Here is a 17,623-nt window from a genome sequence, read left to right on the forward strand (position 1 = left end):
TTTCAACTGCGTTAAACATGACGGGATGGGTGTCTATCTAACAGTAAAATTAGCAAGAAAGATCTTTAAGTGACAAATGTTAATTAAATGTTATATTTGAAGGGTCAATTCTTTTATGGAGTCTCAGATGGGAGCGTTAAAAAAACTCTTAATGGTCGTAGGTGTTGTTATCGTATTATTTGTCGCAACAAGCTTTTTTATTCCTAAAGATTACAGCGTTGAAAGAACAATTAATATTGATGCTCAGCCATCAGAAATATATCCCTATGTCGTTGATTTGAAAGAGTGGAAGAAATGGGGCGTATGGTTCAAGCGTGATCCTGATATGAAACTTGATTATTCAGGGCCTGATAGAGCTATTGGGATGCGTTCCGAGTGGTTAAGTGAAACCGAGGGAAATGGAGAAATGGAGATTACGCAACTAGAGCATAACAGACGTGTGATGTACCGATTATATTTTCCCGATTTTGACATGGGTTCATCGGGCGTCGTAGAAATTGAGCCTACAGAAAATGGTTCTCTTGTAACCTGGAGAGATGAAGGTTCGGTAGATAATAACCCAATAAACAAATATTTTGCTTTGATGATGGACAGCATGATTGGTCCTGATTTCGAAATGGGTCTAGAAAATCTCAAAATACTCGCCGAAAACGCTGGGTAGGGCATACAACTTTCTGATCTGACTGAATAAGTGCACCGTATATGTTCAATCGAATTGCGGTGCATGCTTACCTTCCATGAAACAAAAAAATTTACTTATTACAGGCCTTTCGCTTAATAAACTAGCCGACCTTCTGATCTCTGCTAAAACAACCTTGACCGCACTTCTTATTAGCATTGGCGCACCAGTTTGGATGATAGGCTGGCTGGTTCCAATTAGAGAGTCGGGCGCGCTTCTGCCTCAAGTACTTATTAGCATTTATCTTCGAAAACATACTCAGCGGCACTTGGTTTGGCGTGTCGGTATGCTCACACAAACGCTTTCAGTTTTCTGTATGCTGCTCGCGGTCATTTCATTTTCAGGGGGCTTGGCGGGTACCTTGATACTTATTTCCCTTGTCTTCTTGAGCCTGGGTCGCTCTGCCTGTTCTCTTACCGTGAAAGATATGGAGGCTGACGTAGCTAAGAAAGGAGAGCGGGGTAACCTAATCGGAATTGCATCTACCGTTTCAGGCATGGTCACCCTTGTTATCGCTATACCTTTGACAATTTACGACGGCTCTCTTTCTTCGAACGTGCTGCTGATAGTCTTGTGCGGGAGTCTTTTATCATTTGTTTTGACCCTTATATGTGTATGGCCTGTTAAAACGACGGTAGATGTGGGTAGTAAAGAGGAAAAAGCGTTTAGTATTGACTTCGACGCCACGGTTTACAAATTCATTTTGGTAAGAGGGCTTTTCGTTCACTCAGCCTTGGTTGCGCCTTATTTTATGATAGAAAAAAATGGAGATGTAAAAGAGCTGCTTCCTATTTATATAGGAGCCGAAGCAACTGCTGCTCTTTTATCATCAATAATTTGGGGAAAGATTGCAGACAAAAGCGCAAAGTTAACACTTCAAATTTCAGGGTTACTCGCAATAATTTCATGCATTGGTTTGCTTACATTGCAAACGACGACGATTGTAACCTCTGCACTGTTGTTTTTCTTGTTATCCGTATCCCATGCTGGCGTAAGAACCGGACGGAAAACATATAGTTTAGATGTTAAAGAAGGCCATGAAAGAACAGAGCTGGTTGGCTTCTCAAACACGGCTATAGGTATGATTTTATTAGCATTCGGTGCACTTTACGCTGCATTAACCCCTGTTTTAACCTTTTCAGTGGTTTATATTATGGCTGGTATGCTGTTACTGGCAATTATCACTACTGTTATCTTACCTGACGAGAAGTAGAATGGTTTAGTCAAAACATATCGCTGCCGAAGATATTTTGGCCATTCGTTTTCTTTTAGTATTTGCTTGGAACTTCCGCATAGATGAACCGTCTCCTGCCGCGACTGAAAACACGTTTTCGAAATCACTGATAATGTGATGCCAATGATGTTGGCATACACCAAGAGGTTTTACATGTTGAATGGGTCTCGTTTGAGCGGCTGTCAAATCGGTGTCGCGCAACAGTTCGATTGACTGGTTAAGAAGATCGCAATAGTCATTCAATGTGAAATCTAAGCTGCGAGTGTTTCTACATCGTTGGTGGCTCTTTAATGGCATTAACCCTTTTATTGTCTTGTTTTGTGAAATATTCGTGTTCAATCTCTTATTAATGCTTGTGTGATATGAGTCTTGTAGGTCCGTTGCGACCTTTGCGCGTATAGGGTTTAAGTCAACATATGCCATACATGACAGTAGGGCTTTTTCTGTTAGCAATGCTTGTGAACGGAAGCGACCTTCCCAAAATCTGCCAGTACAATTGTCCTCTTCGTTTGCTTTTCTCGCAATATACTCGTTTAAATTTCTCATAAACCAGCTTATGTCGTAGAGCCTTTTTCTATACACATCAGCAGTACTTTTAACTGTCTCATACTCACTCTCGCTCAAGATCTCGCCCTTCATAAACTTTTGAGTAAGTACGGTTCCTTTGTGCATTTTATGCCATTGATGTAACACAGTTTGTAATGACCATGAGAGCGCTGCCTCTTTATTCACGCATAAAACGATATGGACATGGTTGCTCATAACAGCGTAAGCACAAATATCTATCGCGAATACCCGGCTCAAAAATAACAGCCGTTGTTCTACCCACGATTTTCGATGCTCGTAACTAACTCTATTGTTTCGGTCGTACCCGCAGAGGTAGCTACGGCGCACGCAGCGAGATATACAATGATAGTAGGGTGTATCTTTTAAACTAATGAGAGATTTTCTGCTTTGAGCCATGTTAGATAAATGCAAGGTAATTAGTCATTGTGTGACCTTAGCATTGAGAATATTGAGTTGTGACCTGACCGATGGACTTGTTTTGTTTTAGAAGAGACACCCAACGTAAGACTTTTCGCTGAAAAGTAATGAATATTTGAAGAGACATCTATTGCAAAGCGAACTAGCTGAGCGTGAAAGAATGTATTTTTGAGTTTGTGCCTATAAACTTATAAAGACACCCATTACATAAACGGTGATTTAAAGTGAGACTTCACAATTAGGGTGGGTGTCTTTCTTAGAGGGGGCGTATTACCGCATCCCCCCATCAGTTTTTTATTTTGCTAGAAGCGCATTAGCTGCTTTCGACACGGGAGAGCGGCCTAAAAGTTCTGAAATGTAAGAAGACGCTTTTAACAATTTCGCCATGTCTATACCTGTTGATATACCCATACCGTTCAACATATATAGGACGTCTTCAGTTGCAACATTCCCACTTGCGCCTTTGGCATACGGGCAGCCTCCAAGTCCTGCAACAGCTGAATCAATGGAAGAGATGCCATATCCAAGGGCAGTGTATAAATTCACTAGCGCTTGTCCATAAGTATCATGGAAATGGGCGGCAACTTTGCTGACATCAACCTCATTTAAGACGTCATCTAATAGCAGTTTTGTAGACATTGGTGTACCTACGCCGATAGTATCGCCAAGGGATACTTCGTAACACCCCATGTCAATAAGTTCCTTACTCACCTGTGTAACGGCACTAGGTGAAATTTTACCTTCATAAGGACACCCCATTACGCACGAAACGTAGCCCCTCACTTTGATTTTGTTTTCGCTTGCCAGGTCAAACACAGCCTCGAAACGCTTTAAGCTCTCGCTTATAGAGCAGTTAATGTTATTTTGTGAAAAGGATTCAGAGGCAGCACCGAATACTGCAACCTCTTTCGCACCCGCTTCAATGGCTGCTTCCAAGCCCTTAAGGTTGGGTGTCAATGCAGAATAATGAATCTTGTCTTCGGGGCTAAGCGCCTTAAAAACCGCATCCGAGTTTGCCATTTGGGGCACCCATTTGGGTGATACAAAGCTTCCTGCTTCGATACGGTTAAGGCCAGTTTTAGAAAGAAGTTGAATAAGTTCAATCTTTTGTTCGGCGCTTAAGGCCAGCTTTTCATTCTGAAGGCCATCTCGAGGACCTACTTCAACAATACTCACTTCTTTAGGAAACATCACATCAAACCTCGGCAGCTTCTTTAGTGGAGAACGCCAACAGTGTTGCGCCACCGTCAACTAGTTCACCGGGATTGAAAAAGAACTCTTCCACTGCACCATCGTGCGGGGCAATGATGCTGTGCTCCATTTTCATCGCTTCCATAACTAGTATAGGCTCGCCTTTTTTGACCAACACACCCTTTTCGACCAAATGCGCCACTATGGTTCCGTTCATCGGGGCACTGAAATTAGCGTCGCCATTATCATCGTTATCATCACCAAGAGATGCTGAGATTAGGCTGAACTTAGCATGGGTGTCTTTGTTGAAGAGTGTAAACACGCCATCATTATCTGAATACGTAAATGTTGATTTGTACCCATTAATTGTTGCATGCAAAGCACTATCTACCAGCTTGCCTTTCACGTTATAGGAATTGTCTCCAACAGATAGCTCCCAAGCATCTTCAGTCCCGTGACGCTGGTGTTTGACCCCAACATGCACTTCTTCTTGGTTGCAAAGCAATGCAAGAGTTTCTGTGTGATTTGCGTTAGCGCGCCACCCACCGGCGGTTGACCACACAGATGGGGTTTTATCGCTTCTAGAAACTTTTCTATATAAAAGTGAAAGCAATGCCATCACAGGAATGTTTACTTGGGTGTCATCGCTAGCTGCATCATTACTTGTCGCGCTAAACAACGAATCATGGTGTTTCTCCACAAACGTAGTTGTAAGCTCAGCGGCAACGAACGCAGGGTGTGTAGCGACACGCTTTAAGAAGTCGATGTTTGTGCTTACACCGTCAATATAGTAGTCACTCAATGCACTAATTAAGCGTTTGAGCGCTATCTCACGGTTCTCTCCCCAAACCACGAGCTTGGCAATCATAGGGTCGTAAAAAACGCTTACCTCATCACCTTCAACAACGCCGAAATCAACGCGAACTACGTCGTTTTCTTTTGGTGTGCGTAATAGGCGCAGCGTGCCAGTAGAAGGCAGAAACTCGTTGTTTGGATCTTCAGCATAAATGCGCGCTTCGAATGCGTGTCCTGTTAAGGTAAGTTCATTTTGTTGTTTGGGAAGGGGCTTTCCTTCGGCAATAGTTAATTGCCAGTGAACCAAGTCCTCACGGGTGATCATTTCTGTCACAGGATGCTCTACTTGCAAGCGTGTATTCATTTCCATGAAGTAAAATGAATCGTCTTCATCAAGTAAAAACTCAACCGTTCCCGCACCTACATAGTTAATGGCTTTCGCCGCGAGTATAGCCGCTTCACCCATTTTTTCTCTCACTGACTGAGACATATTGGGGGCAGGGGCTTCTTCAATAATCTTCTGGTGTCGGCGTTGAACCGAACAATCACGTTCAAAAAGGTATACGCCGTTGCCATGGGTGTCACAGAAAACTTGAATTTCAACATGACGAGGGCGCGTCAGGTACTTTTCAACCAGCATGTGGTCGTCACCAAAGCTCGCCATAGATTCACGTTTGGCTGCGTTTAATGCTTGAGAAAACTCTTTTTCACTCCAAACTTGGCGCATACCTTTACCGCCACCGCCAGCAGCGGCTTTTAATAGGACTGGGTAGCCCATATCATCGGCAGCGCCTTTCAATACCGCTTCACTTTGATCGTCGCCGTGATAGCCTGGGACTAAAGGAACACCTGCTTTTTCCATAATGTGTTTGGCGGCTGATTTAGAGCCCATCGCTTCAATTGCAGATGCTGGTGGGCCTACAAAGATAATATTGTTTTTGGCGCATAGATTCGCAAACTCAGCATTTTCTGAGAGAAAGCCGTAGCCTGGGTGGATAGCGTCTACACCAAGCTCCTTTGCTTTTTCAATGATCAACTCGCCTCGTAAATAACTTTCCTTCGACGGAGATGGCCCTAGATAAACAGCTTCATCAGCCATTTGTACATGAAGGGCATTTTTGTCGGCGTCAGAGTATACGGCTACCGTCTTTATACCTTGAGCGTTGGCTGTCTTTATAACGCGGCAAGCAATTTCACCACGGTTTGCAATTAGTAATTTATTTATCATTCTTAACCTCCACCCATGAAGCACTGCGCTTTTCTAAAAAGGCTGACAGACCTTCTTGACCTTCTTCAGATGTCCTAACTTGTGCGATAAGTTTGCTCGTCTTTGTGAGAAGCGCATCGTTAATCTCTTGCGTAGACACCCATTGCACTAAGTCTTTTGCTTTCGCCACTGCTTGGGGGCCGTTTTTCAGTATGTTTGATAAAATATTGTCGATAGTGCTATCGAGTTCGTCTTCTGTTACTGATTCGCTCAAAAGTCCAAGTCGTCTTGCTCTGCGCGCAGAAAATACTTCAGCGGTCTGGAAGTAGCGTCGGCATACTCGTGCGCCCATTGCTTCTACCACATAAGGGCTGATAGTTGCTGGAATAAGGCCAATTTTAACTTCACTTAAGCAAAATTTACTGAGCTTGCTTCCAATAGCAATATCGCAGCATGCAATTAAACCAACAGCACCGCCAAAAGCTGCACCTTGTACTCTTGCTATTGTGGGCTTCGGCATTTTATAAAGCGTCTGCAGCATGGTTGCTAATGCAAGTGCGTCACTTTCATTTTGCGCTTCGGTATAACTGGCCATTTTTTTCATCCAGTTAAGATCGGCTCCTGCACTGAAACTTTTGCCTTCAGCTCTTAGGATTAGTGCCCTAACACTTTTATCTTCCCCCGCTTTTTTAAAAACGCGAGTAAGCTTGTTTATCATTTCGTCGTCAAAGGCATTATGTTTTTCAGCTCTGTTTAAAGTAACAGTGGCAATGTTTCTTTCATCTACGCTGTAAATCACTGATTGTTCCATTACCTGCACTCCTACATTCTAAATATGCCAAATTGGGTGTCTTCGATAGGCTTGTTAAGCGCCGCTGAAAGCGATAGACCAAGCACTAATCGAGTATCCGCAGGGTCAATAACACCATCATCCCAAAGCCTTGCAGACGCATAGTATGGATGTCCTTGTTTTTCGTACGTATCGATAACAGGTTGTTTAAATGCCTTTTCTTCTTCTGCAGACCATGATTCGCCTGAGCGCTCTTTTTGGTCGCGCTTAACCTGAGCGAGAACACCAGCAGCTTGTTCACCACCCATTACAGAAATTCGAGCGTTTGGCCACATGAAAAGGAAGCGTGGGTCATAGGCTCTGCCGCACATACCGTAGTTACCTGCACCGAAACTTCCGCCGATAAGCACTGTGAGCTTTGGCACATTCGCACATGCAACGGCGGTTACCATTTTTGCGCCGTGTTTTGCGATACCGCCGTGCTCGTATTGCTTACCGACCATGAAGCCTGTGATGTTTTGCAAAAACACGAGAGGGATTTTTCGCATGGCGCATAGTTCGACAAAATGAGCACCTTTGAGCGCGCTTTCACCGAAAAGTATGCCGTTGTTAGCCACAATGCCTACAGGGAAACCGAAAATGCGTGCAAAACCACAAACTAAGGTTGTGCCGTAAAGCGGTTTGAATTCATCAAAATCTGAATCATCCACAATACGCGCAATGATTTCTCTTACATCGTATGTCTGACGACTATCAGCAGGTACAATGCCGTAAATTTCTTTGGTGTCGTAGCGTGGAGGTTTTATCTCGGCCACGTCCAGGCATTCTGGCTTCTTTCGGTTTAGTCTGGAGACAGCATTACGCGCTAGTGAGAGTGCGTGGTGGTCGTTGTTAGCGAGATGGTCGGCAACACCCGAAATTCGAGTATGAACGTCACCGCCGCCAAGCTCTTCTGCGGTAACTACTTCACCTGTTGCAGCTTTAACAAGCGGTGGGCCGCCCAGAAAAATAGTCGCTTGTTCTTTAACTATAATGCTTTCATCAGCCATGGCGGGAACATAAGCACCACCAGCTGTACAGGAACCCATTACTACCGCAATTTGAGGAATATTCTTAGCAGACATATTCGCTTGATTAAAAAATATGCGTCCAAAGTGCTCTCTGTCTGGGAATACATCATCTTGACGGGGCAAGTTAGCGCCACCTGAATCTACTAAGTAAATACAAGGTAGGTTATTTTGCTCTGCGATAGTCTGAGCGCGAAGGTGCTTTTTAACGGTAAGGGGGTAGTACGTCCCGCCTTTTACAGTGGCATCGTTAGCTACAATCATACACTCGATACCTGCAACAATACCGATACCGGCAACGACTCCGGCACAAGGTACATAGTCTTCATAGACTTCCCATGCTGCCAGTTGGCCTATTTCCAGAAAGGGCGTGTCTGGGTCAATCAGTGCGTTGATTCGGTCGCGAGGTAGAAGTTTTCCTCGAGACACGTGGCGCTCCGCCGCTTTTTCACCGCCACCTTGGCAAATTTGTTCGATTTTTTCGAGGAGATCATTTACCTGAGCCTGCATGTGTTCAGCATTTGCGATAAATGTTTCGGATTTAGTATTTATATTTGAGCGAAGAACGGGCATAACCCCTCCTTGTGTTGGGCCTAGGCGACGGCTGTCGCGTTAGCCACTAGTTAGCAAGATGATTAGCAAGACACCCATGCTAAGCGCTTTCGCTGCGCTGGGTGTCTTTGCAATTCATTAGCCTATTAATAAAGTTCAGCGTTTCTAAATCTACTTTAAATAGAGTAGGGTGGGTGTCTTCCTAATTTCTATGACACAGGGAATGCCTGAGCTTTCCCTGTTTCAAACGAAGTTTGTTTCCACCCAGAACTCCGTATTACTTCGATTCGTTAAATAGCTCGCGGCCAATAAGCATTCGGCGAATTTCAGACGTTCCCGCGCCAATTTCATAAAGCTTGGCATCACGTAATAGGCGACCTGTCGGATATTCGTTGATGTAGCCATTACCACCAAGTAGTTGAATGGCATCTAATGCCATTTTGGTTGCTAGTTCCGCTGAATAAAGGATAGCGCCTGCAGCATCTTTTCGCGTTGTTTCACCGCGATCGCATGACTGTGCAACGGTGTAGACATACGCGCGTGCGGCATTCATTTGCGTGTACATGTCAGCTACTTTGCCTTGTACTAGCTGGAATTGACCAATTGATTGACCAAACTGCTGACGGTCGTGAATGTAAGGTACTACGATATCCATGCACGACTGCATAATACCTAGCGGGCCACCTGATAAAACAAGGCGCTCGTAATCTAGGCCACTCATAAGTACGCGAACACCTTCGCCTTCTTTGCCAAGAATGTTCTCAGCTGGTACTTCGCAATCTTCGAAAACTAATTCACAGGTATTAGAAGAGCGCATACCTAGTTTGTCGAGTTTCTGTGCGCGGCTAAAGCCAGGGAAATCGCGCTCTACGATAAACGCTGTGATCCCTCTTGGCCCTGCGTTAGGGTCGGTTTTCGCGTAGATAACAAATGTATGTGCATCAGGACCGTTTGTGATCCACATCTTGTTGCCGTTAAGAATGTATTTGTCGCCGCGTTTTTCAGCCTTCAATTTCATGCTAACAACGTCCGAACCTGCATTAGGTTCACTCATTGCCAGTGCACCAATATGCTCACCGCTTACTAACTTAGGTAGGTACTTTTCACGCTGGGCATCATTACCGTTTTTAAAGATCTGGTTAACACAAAGGTTCGAATGCGCGCCATAGCTCAAACCGATACCACCTGATGCGCGGCTTACTTCTTCCATTGCGATAGTATGCGCAAGGTAGCCCATATCAGAGCCACCGTATTGCTCTGAAACAGTAACGCCTAATAGGCCCATATCGCCAAGCTTTGTCCACAATTGGTTTGGGAATTGGTTGTCTGCGTCTGCTTGTTCAGCAAGAGGAGCAATCTCATTTTGTGCAAATTGATAGACCTGATCACGTAACATCTCGATGTCTTCGCCAAGTCCAAAATTTAAAGTAGGGTAGGAGGTGTTCATGCGATATTTCCTCGTTTGAGTTCTGCGAGTTCTTCACGGCAACGTGCTTCAACATCATCCAGTTCAGTCATTAACATCTGGATGTCTTCTAGCTGCTGTTTAAGCACCGCTCTTTTCTGTTCAGTCATTTCAAGCATGGCTTCTAACTGAATAGCCGAATTGGGGTTGGTGTCATACATGTCGAACAGTGTTTTGACTTCAGCAAGGGAAAATCCTAGTCGTTTTCCTCGCAAGATCAGCTTTAAGCGCACTCTATCTTTGTTCAGATAAACGCGATTTTGTCCCGTTCTTGACGGTGACATTAGGCCTTGTTCTTCGTAAAAACGAATTGAACGAGGAGTAATGTCAAACTCTCGAGCGAGTTCGCCTATTGCATATGTTGTTTCGTCGTCGTACTTGCTCATTACACGTACCTTGTATTTCAGCGCTGTTTAACACCCTTGTTTTGACGTGGGTGTCTTTGTAATTAAATTCTCTGTAGTAGGTTGGGTGTCATTGCAATAGCACTATCGTTTTAAGGTAGATGGTTTTATATACCGCTATATTAAAACGTAGTGTTTGGTTGACACATACTTAGTACAGGTTTACGTTAACGTTAATTACATTTTACGTTAAGGTAAAGTAACATTTTGCTAACGTCAATTTTTCATGGTGAAGGCAAGACGTTGTAGCTGTTAGGGGTGTTTACTTTTGTATACATCTACGTAGCTTTCTTCACTTAACTCTATAATTTAAATGAATTTTAAGGGCACGGTTATGAGTAACGAATCAGTAGTTATTGTCGCGGCTAAGCGCACACCAATGGGTGGTTTCAACGGTAATTTGTCTTCGCTTGCTGCGACCAAACTTGGAGAAGTTGCGATTAAAGCAGCCTGTGAAGAGATGGATGTCTCTGTAATTGATGAAGTCATCATGGGGTGCGTATTACCTGCTGGTCTTGGTCAATCTCCAGCGCGACAAGCGTCACTGGGTGCAGGGCTTCCGCTAAGTGCAGGTGTGACAACTATCAACAAAGTATGCGGGTCGGGCTTAAAAGCGGTAATGATGGCGCACGACTTAATTAAAGCAGGCAGTGCGACAACAGTCGTGGCAGGCGGAATGGAAAGCATGAGTAATGCGCCTTACATGTTGCCTAAAGCTAGAACTGGATATCGTATGGGTCATGGTCAAGTACTTGATCATATGATGTTAGACGGTCTAGAAAATGCCTATGACGGCAAAGCAATGGGCTGCTTCGCACAGGATACTGCCGATGAAGAAAATATTTCTCGCGGTGAAATGGATGAGTTTGCTCTAAGCTCGCTTTCCAAGGCACATGAAGCAATAAACAGCGGAACTTTCGTCGATGAAATAGTACCCGTGACAGTCTCTTCTCGTAAGGGCGATACCGTTGTTGATACCGATGAAGGCCCTGGTTCCGCTCGACCTGAAAAAATTCCAACACTAAGACCGGCTTTCAAAAAAGACGGTACAGTCACGGCTGCTAACTCAAGCTCAATCTCTGATGGTGCAGCGGCACTGGTTGTAATGAGCGAAAGCAAAGCAAATGAACTTGGTCTAGCACCGCTTGCGCGCGTGGTTGCTCACGCTACAAATTCTATTGAACCTGAAAACTTCACCGTTGCGCCTGTTGGCGCTATGGAAAAAGTGCTGGATAAAGCAGGTTGGACGAAAGAAGAAGTCGATCTTTTCGAAATTAACGAAGCATTTGCCATGGTAACCATGTTGGCTGTCAAGAAGCTTGGACTAGATGAAAGTAAAGTAAACGTAAAAGGCGGCGCTTGTGCATTGGGTCACCCAATTGGAGCCTCTGGTGCACGCATTTTGGTAACACTACTTCACGCGCTTAAGCAACGCGGTGGTCGCAAAGGTATCGCATCCCTATGTATTGGTGGTGGTGAGGGTGTAGCGCTTGCCGTTGAAATGCTCTAAGCCGTTATAGATGGCTAATATGTAAAATATTTAATCACGGAGCCTAATCACATTGATTTCGCTCTGTGGTTCAATATAAAGAAAAATACAAAAGCATGAAGACAGTGACTAACGTTATCAATTCTATAACCCTTGCGGTTGCGCTATCCACTTTAACGCTTGTTGCGAAAGTCCAAGCTGACTCATCGTTTTCAGTAAACTCGACTTACGCAGACACCCACGATAACAATGGCACTCACTACGAGGAATCACGTTCTTTATCGAGTAATGAAGACACCCACGATGACTTAACTCTGTCTGCGCTTCACGAAGCTCAATCAACCGTTGATGGTTCTGACGACGCTGTTTCGGAAGACACCCACACTAACGAAGAAAAAAAGACTTCGGATGACACCCATGCCAACAGTGAATCGTCAGCTATCTACCCCAAGAAAATAAGCCAGGTACCTTATTCAGCGTTGGGTGTCTTGCCAACAAGCGAAGCTGATGAACAATTCAGCTACGGCGATGACCTACTACAAACTATTTATACTTGGCATGGACGTTCGTCTACGAACGAAATGTACGCTGATAAAGCGTTAATATTTATTCACGGTGGGTGTTGGCTTAATGCCTACGGTTACGAACACGCGAAAGGGATGTACCATGCTTTAGCAGAGCTTGGGATGGGTGTCTATGTAACAGAGTATCGGCGCGTAGGTGATGAAGGTGGTGGCTGGCCCGGTAGTTTAGACGACGTGACACAAGCAATAAGTACAGCCTTAAAACGAATAGAGAACGAAGGGCGCTACACCAACATTTACATTGCGGGGCATTCTGCTGGTGGGCACTTAGCTTTGCTTGCTGCGCAACGCCTATCTTCGTCATCCTTGAACTTATCGCGCGCAAACATAAAACGGATTATCGGGTTAGCGGCAATTACGGACATCCAGTCCTATGCCATGGGCCATAACAGCTGCCAGTCGGCTACAGCGAAATTCATGAATGGAACGCCTGAAGATGTTCCAACCGCATATCAAAGGGCGACACCACGCCCAACCCATGGCAGTTTGCCAATTACACTACTCCAAGGCGATGCTGATAGTATTGTGCCAGCACGCCACGCTGTATTATCTGGAACCAACCAAAAAATAATTAAAAATGGTGGCCATTTCGATTGGCTTCACCCTGAATCAACATCCTTTGATGCTTTACTTGAGGTTATTAGTGAACATGATGAATAAGGTTTTTTCAGCTGAACAACTTGATATTAAAGATCCACTCCGTGACAAGGCGCAGGCATTTTCGCTTCCCGCTAATACGGTCTATTTAGACGGCAATTCGCTAGGGCCTCTGCCTAAGGCAGCGAAACAGCGAGCTGACGACGTTGTCAATGAACAGTGGGGAAAGGGGCTCATTTCAAGCTGGAACAAGCATCAGTGGATCCATCTACCTCAAATAGTGGGTGATAAGATTGGCGGCCTGATTGGCGCTAAAAGTGGCCAAGTTGTTTGTTGTGACTCCATTTCTATTAATCTGTTTAAAGTATTAAGTGCGGCGTTGAAAATGCACCCAAGTCGCAAGGTAATAGCGACTACCCGCGATAATTTTCCTACCGACATATACATGGTGCAAGGCCTGCTTGACTTACTCGGCAGCGATTACAGTATTCGCTATGTTGACGAAGCATGTATTGGATCACAGCTAACTGATGATATTGCCGTACTGATGCTGACACAGGTAAATTTCAGAAGTGGCAACAAACTCGATATGCAAATCATTACCGAGCAAGCCCACCAAAAGGGCATTTTAACTTTGTGGGATTTAGCGCACAGTGCTGGAGCATTTCCTGTCAGCCTAGACGAATGTAATGTGGACTTTGCAGTCGGCTGTACCTACAAATATCTAAATGGCGGCCCTGGCGCGCCAGCGTTTATCTATGTCGCTAAACGACATCAAGCACAGTATCAACAACCTTTGTCTGGTTGGATGGGGCACAGCTCGCCTTTCTCATTTTCTCCTGATTACGCTGGCGACAATTCCGTGAAGCAAAACTTGTGCGGTACGCCAGGAATTATTGGAATGAGCATTTTAGATGCGGCATTAGACGTATTTGAAGATGTATCACTTAAAGCTATTGATGAAAAATCCAAAAAGCTACAGGCATTTTTCATCGCTGAAGCCAAGCGCGCAGGCCTTCTGGACAAGTTTTCCATTGTAAGCCCCAGCATTGATAACCGAGGTAGTCAGCTTGCTTTCGCGCACGACCACGCTTACGCCATTTGCCAAGCGTGGATCGCTGAGGGGGTGATTGCAGATTTCCGTGCACCAAATATTCTGCGAATAGGTTTTGCTCCATTGTATTTAAGTTTCATCGGTATTGAAAAAGCGGTGGCAAGCTTGACCAAAATTATGAATGAAAAGCGTTATGAAAACGATGAGTTTCAGCAAAGACAGAGCGTTACCTAGCTGAAAAGCGAGATTATCAGCTAAATAATTGCATTTTTTGAATTTACGCTTAATACTTCGCGGTTGTCATCGATATCTTCACATGTTTTGGGTGTGCAGTTGAAAAAAATAAGAAAATATCTGCTTTGTACCATGTTGTTTGTAGGAGCGAGTTGTTTTAGCGCGCTCCTACAAGCAGAAGCTGGTCAAAAGGCGGCATCTGAACAATCTAATAATGTAACGTACTGTATAGATCCTAACTGGGCGCCTTACGAAGCAATCAGAAACGGTATCCATGTGGGGATTTCTGCCCAATATATGCAGCTTATTGCTGAAATATCTGAGTTAACGTTTACCCTAGTGCCCACTGAGAGCTGGCAACAGAGCCTAGAGTACGTTCAGCAGGGAAAGTGCCAAGTTATCCCCATGCTAAATACTTCCGACTATCGAAAGCAGTTCCTCGACTTTAGTGTGCCGTATTTTGAAGCGCCCAATGTGCTGGTGGCTAAGTCTGGAATGCCAATGATACAAGGCTATGCTGGAGTGGGAAATCGAGTAGTAGGGATTGTTCAGGGTTATCGCCAAGTTGAATATATTTCACGTCACTATCCGGGGTTACGTTTAAAGCTTATTCCGTCTGAAGAAGAAGGGCTAAAGCAGCTGGCGAATGATGAGTTTGATGTAATGGTGGGCTCATTAATGAGCGTGAATATGCACATCAATAATTTGAAGCTGAAAGACCTCAATATTGTTGGTTACGCCGAGCCCTTCGACTCATTAGCTTTTGGTGTGAACAAAACCTATGGCCACCTGGTGGACAAGCTTAACTTTGCCATTGAGCGTATTCCAGAAACACGAAAGGTAGAAATTTATAAGCAGTGGAACAATGTCCAAGTTCGCTATAGTCGTAACTATGTCATTATGGTTTTGAGCACCGCAATTGTCATTTTAGTTTTCTTGCTTTTTACTTTTAGAAATAGAAACATTAGCGGCTACAAGCGTATTATTAACCAGAAAAACGAGGAAATAGGTGCGTTACAAGCAACCTTGTTAGAAAAGAACAAGACCCTTGCTTTCTTGTCTGCTCACGACACGGTAACGGGGCTATATAACCGCAATCATATGATCCAGCGTGCGGAAGAAGAAATCTCACGTTTCCATCGATTTCACACTACGGCTTCGTTAATTGTTATCGAACTAACCCCTGTAAGCGATGACAGAGATTCAATTGAGCCCTCGGCTAAAGAAGAGGCGCTAAAAGCCGTGGCAACGAATTGTCTAAATACCGTTCGAGAAGTCGATGTTGTTTCGCGTTTTAGCGGTGAACAGTTCATTATCTTGTGCCCTCAAACCGAGTTAAACGCAGCTAAAAACCTTGCAGACAGATTGTTAGACTGCATTTCTACCCATCACTCGCTTGTCGAGAGCTTTAAAACGGCCATGGGTTTATCTGAGCTCAGGGAGTCTGAGGAATTCACAGAGTGGTTTGAACGCACCATGAAGGCACTGTACCAGTCAAAGCGCCAAGGGTATGGCAACGTAACTGTGGCACAGTAACTTCAGTGAACTAGTTAGGTCAAATTAAAGGGTCGTAGTGCCATTGGTGCGAATCGTAACGAATTTGCGCCCTGTCGTATTCTCGCTCAGAACGCCAGTTACGGTTATTAAGCTTCGCCGATACTCCGGGATAAAGACGTTTGTTTGCGATAAGTTTTATATCTGACTGGTAGTTTTCTTTTGCTGCTTTGACGTCGTTGGCTTTGTTTTCAAGCCACTCCAGCAATGCGCTCTCATTGTTAAAAAGCTCTAACGCTTCAGCTACTTTACGTTGAAGCTCTTTAGGTACTTTCTTACCTTGAATAAGGTTAATTTTTTCTTTGTGTTTAAGATTGTTTTCGCGAATTTGCTTCAACAATTCATCTAAAGAGTCTTTGCGCTCTAACAGTAGGTTAAAGCCCGGGCTAAAATCAACTTTCAACGTACTGCCAGATACAGCGCCTAAAGTGCCAGCTTCAACGCGATCTTGGCTGATAATGTCACAAGCAAATAGATTTCCCATGGGCTTATCAATTTGTCCAACTATGACTGCGCCGCCGCAACGCAGGCGGCTATACGCCAACTGACGACCAACGGTAATATTACCGCTACATTGAATATCAATGCCTTGACCGTGTTGAACGTGGATACTGCCGGCTGCGACTAGTTGGCATTGGAATTCACCTTGGGTATCGTTAACTTTACCCATCGCGCCTTCGGTAATGATGATGTCGCCGCCAGACTCGATATACGCCGACTCCACAAAGCCGTTAATGGTTACATCACCAGCGGCCTTGATTTGCATTTTCTCTGTAACATCGCCGTTTACCAATACTGCACCTTCGTAATTCACGTGCCCAGAGCCAACGTTCACGCCGCTACAAATGAAGGTGTCGTCGATGTTCATTATCTGGTCTCGGTATTTTGGCATACCAGAAATTGCAGACATTAATAAATTGGCGTCGCTGTCGGACACCACGGTGCCGCTGCCCATTTTAAAGTTAACCCATTCGCCCGCAACGGCTGGAATTTTATTCCCTTTGATATCGAAGCCAGAACGGCCCTGAGTTGGCTCGGTTCTTCTCAGCACTGGCGTGTTCACTTTAACGCAAATTACTTCGCCTAAATTACGCATGTCCACGCGCTCGCCATCACCCGTCTGGGGTTTTAACACCCTTTCAAGTGCGTTTGGTACCAGGGGAATAAATTTTGAGTTTTTGCCATTTCTAGCTGGTAGGCCCTTCGCGACAATTTGCTCTAGTACTGTGCCTGGAGGAGACTGCCTTGCTTGGGTAAGCATAGATTCAATGGTTTTGGTGCTTAAGCCACGAATGATTCTGTTTTTTACTGCTAGAGATTTAACGGTACTTAATGAGGGAAGTTTACCGCCATAGGGTGTGGTCAGCACAAGGTTCGCCTGCATCCCATCCTCGGGAATGCGAAATTCAATTTCAGCATTTTTGCGCTCGCCAATGCGTTCCTGAATGACAGTGCTATCACCCGTCTTAAAATAATGATTAGCTGTATCACAGGCCGACTTTAACGCTTTTTCAGAAACATACAGCCGCTTAGTTTCACCGCTCTCTAGTTGCTTTCTTATTTCCCTACTATCAACTTCTGACGTGAAATCAGACGGATTTAACTGTAAGTTAATGTAGGTTCTTGATTTATCGAAGCTTATTGTTACGCCATTCATAACTTCTTTATTCCCTTGCGCACGTGTATTCTTTTTATCGGCGGCATCTATCGATTACTTGACGTTGACTTGTTCTCGGCCTATCT

14 protein-coding genes are annotated in these 17,623 nt (G+C 44.5%); 6 read left to right on the forward strand and 8 right to left on the reverse strand.

The window, feature by feature from the left end:
* The first annotated feature begins 127 nt into the window (after positions 1 to 127).
* The gene (locus NO989_RS01700; protein WP_014976267.1) at positions 128 to 661 is read left to right on the forward strand and encodes an SRPBCC family protein; all 534 of its coding nucleotides are present in this window, start codon (positions 128 to 130) and stop codon (positions 659 to 661) included.
* Positions 662 to 737: 76 nt separating this feature from the next.
* Complete coding sequence (locus tag NO989_RS01705) at positions 738 to 1,892, forward strand: MFS transporter (RefSeq protein ID WP_156078240.1); 1,155 nt, start codon at positions 738 to 740, stop codon at positions 1,890 to 1,892.
* Positions 1,893 to 1,898: 6 nt separating this feature from the next.
* On the opposite strand, the gene NO989_RS01710 is transcribed toward NO989_RS01705, so the two are convergent.
* The 7 genes from NO989_RS01710 to NO989_RS01740 all read right to left on the reverse strand — a co-directional run bounded on the left by NO989_RS01710 (position 1,899) and on the right by NO989_RS01740 (position 10,350).
* Entirely contained in the window at positions 1,899 to 2,876 is a 978-nt protein-coding gene (locus NO989_RS01710; RefSeq protein ID WP_371341958.1) for a hypothetical protein, read from the reverse strand.
* 315 nt (positions 2,877 to 3,191) lie between these two features.
* Complete coding sequence (locus tag NO989_RS01715; protein WP_338853667.1) at positions 3,192 to 4,088, reverse strand: hydroxymethylglutaryl-CoA lyase; 897 nt, start codon at positions 4,086 to 4,088, stop codon at positions 3,192 to 3,194.
* A gap of 4 nt (positions 4,089 to 4,092) precedes the next feature.
* Positions 4,093 to 6,111: an acetyl-CoA carboxylase biotin carboxylase subunit gene (locus tag NO989_RS01720; RefSeq protein ID WP_371341959.1), complete on the reverse strand. Its 2,019-nt coding sequence runs from the start codon at positions 6,109 to 6,111 to the stop codon at positions 4,093 to 4,095.
* Positions 6,101 to 6,901 carry an enoyl-CoA hydratase/isomerase family protein gene (locus tag NO989_RS01725; protein ID WP_371341960.1) on the reverse strand — a complete coding sequence of 267 codons (801 nt, stop codon included), beginning with the start codon at positions 6,899 to 6,901 and terminating at the stop codon, positions 6,101 to 6,103. Before NO989_RS01725 ends, NO989_RS01720 begins: the two co-directional genes overlap by 11 nt.
* Positions 6,902 to 6,912: 11 nt before the next feature.
* Positions 6,913 to 8,520 (reverse strand): carboxyl transferase domain-containing protein, encoded by a 1,608-nt coding sequence (locus NO989_RS01730; RefSeq protein ID WP_371341961.1) that lies wholly within the window; start codon positions 8,518 to 8,520, stop codon positions 6,913 to 6,915.
* 256 nt (positions 8,521 to 8,776) lie between these two features.
* Positions 8,777 to 9,946 (reverse strand): isovaleryl-CoA dehydrogenase, encoded by a 1,170-nt coding sequence (locus NO989_RS01735; RefSeq protein ID WP_014949160.1) that lies wholly within the window; start codon positions 9,944 to 9,946, stop codon positions 8,777 to 8,779.
* Positions 9,943 to 10,350, reverse strand: coding sequence for a MerR family DNA-binding transcriptional regulator (locus NO989_RS01740; protein ID WP_014949161.1), 408 nt, complete (start codon positions 10,348 to 10,350; stop codon positions 9,943 to 9,945). The genes NO989_RS01735 and NO989_RS01740 overlap by 4 nt, the downstream gene beginning before the upstream one ends.
* A gap of 352 nt (positions 10,351 to 10,702) precedes the next feature.
* On the opposite strand from NO989_RS01740, the gene NO989_RS01745 reads away from it, so the two are divergent.
* From NO989_RS01745 to NO989_RS01760, 4 genes are all read left to right on the forward strand, one after another.
* The gene (locus NO989_RS01745) at positions 10,703 to 11,878 is read left to right on the forward strand and encodes an acetyl-CoA C-acyltransferase (protein ID WP_283616796.1); all 1,176 of its coding nucleotides are present in this window, start codon (positions 10,703 to 10,705) and stop codon (positions 11,876 to 11,878) included.
* Positions 11,879 to 11,973: 95 nt separating this feature from the next.
* Positions 11,974 to 13,101, forward strand: a complete 1,128-nt coding sequence (locus tag NO989_RS01750; protein WP_371341962.1) for an alpha/beta hydrolase family protein — start codon at positions 11,974 to 11,976, stop codon at positions 13,099 to 13,101.
* On the forward strand, positions 13,091 to 14,326 hold the full coding sequence (kynU, locus tag NO989_RS01755) for a kynureninase (RefSeq protein WP_278344231.1): 1,236 nt from the start codon (positions 13,091 to 13,093) through the stop codon (positions 14,324 to 14,326). The genes NO989_RS01750 and kynU overlap by 11 nt, the downstream gene beginning before the upstream one ends.
* Positions 14,327 to 14,458: 132 nt before the next feature.
* Positions 14,459 to 15,862, forward strand: coding sequence for a diguanylate cyclase (locus NO989_RS01760; RefSeq protein ID WP_341456442.1), 1,404 nt, complete (start codon positions 14,459 to 14,461; stop codon positions 15,860 to 15,862).
* A gap of 19 nt (positions 15,863 to 15,881) precedes the next feature.
* On the opposite strand, the gene NO989_RS01765 is transcribed toward NO989_RS01760, so the two are convergent.
* On the reverse strand, positions 15,882 to 17,537 hold the full coding sequence (locus NO989_RS01765) for a DUF342 domain-containing protein (protein WP_278344233.1): 1,656 nt from the start codon (positions 17,535 to 17,537) through the stop codon (positions 15,882 to 15,884).
* Between the last annotated feature and the right edge of the window lie 86 nt (positions 17,538 to 17,623).

It is taken from the genome of Alteromonas sp. DY56-G5 (assembly GCF_041414725.1).
GTDB lineage: Bacteria > Pseudomonadota > Gammaproteobacteria > Enterobacterales > Alteromonadaceae > Alteromonas > Alteromonas macleodii.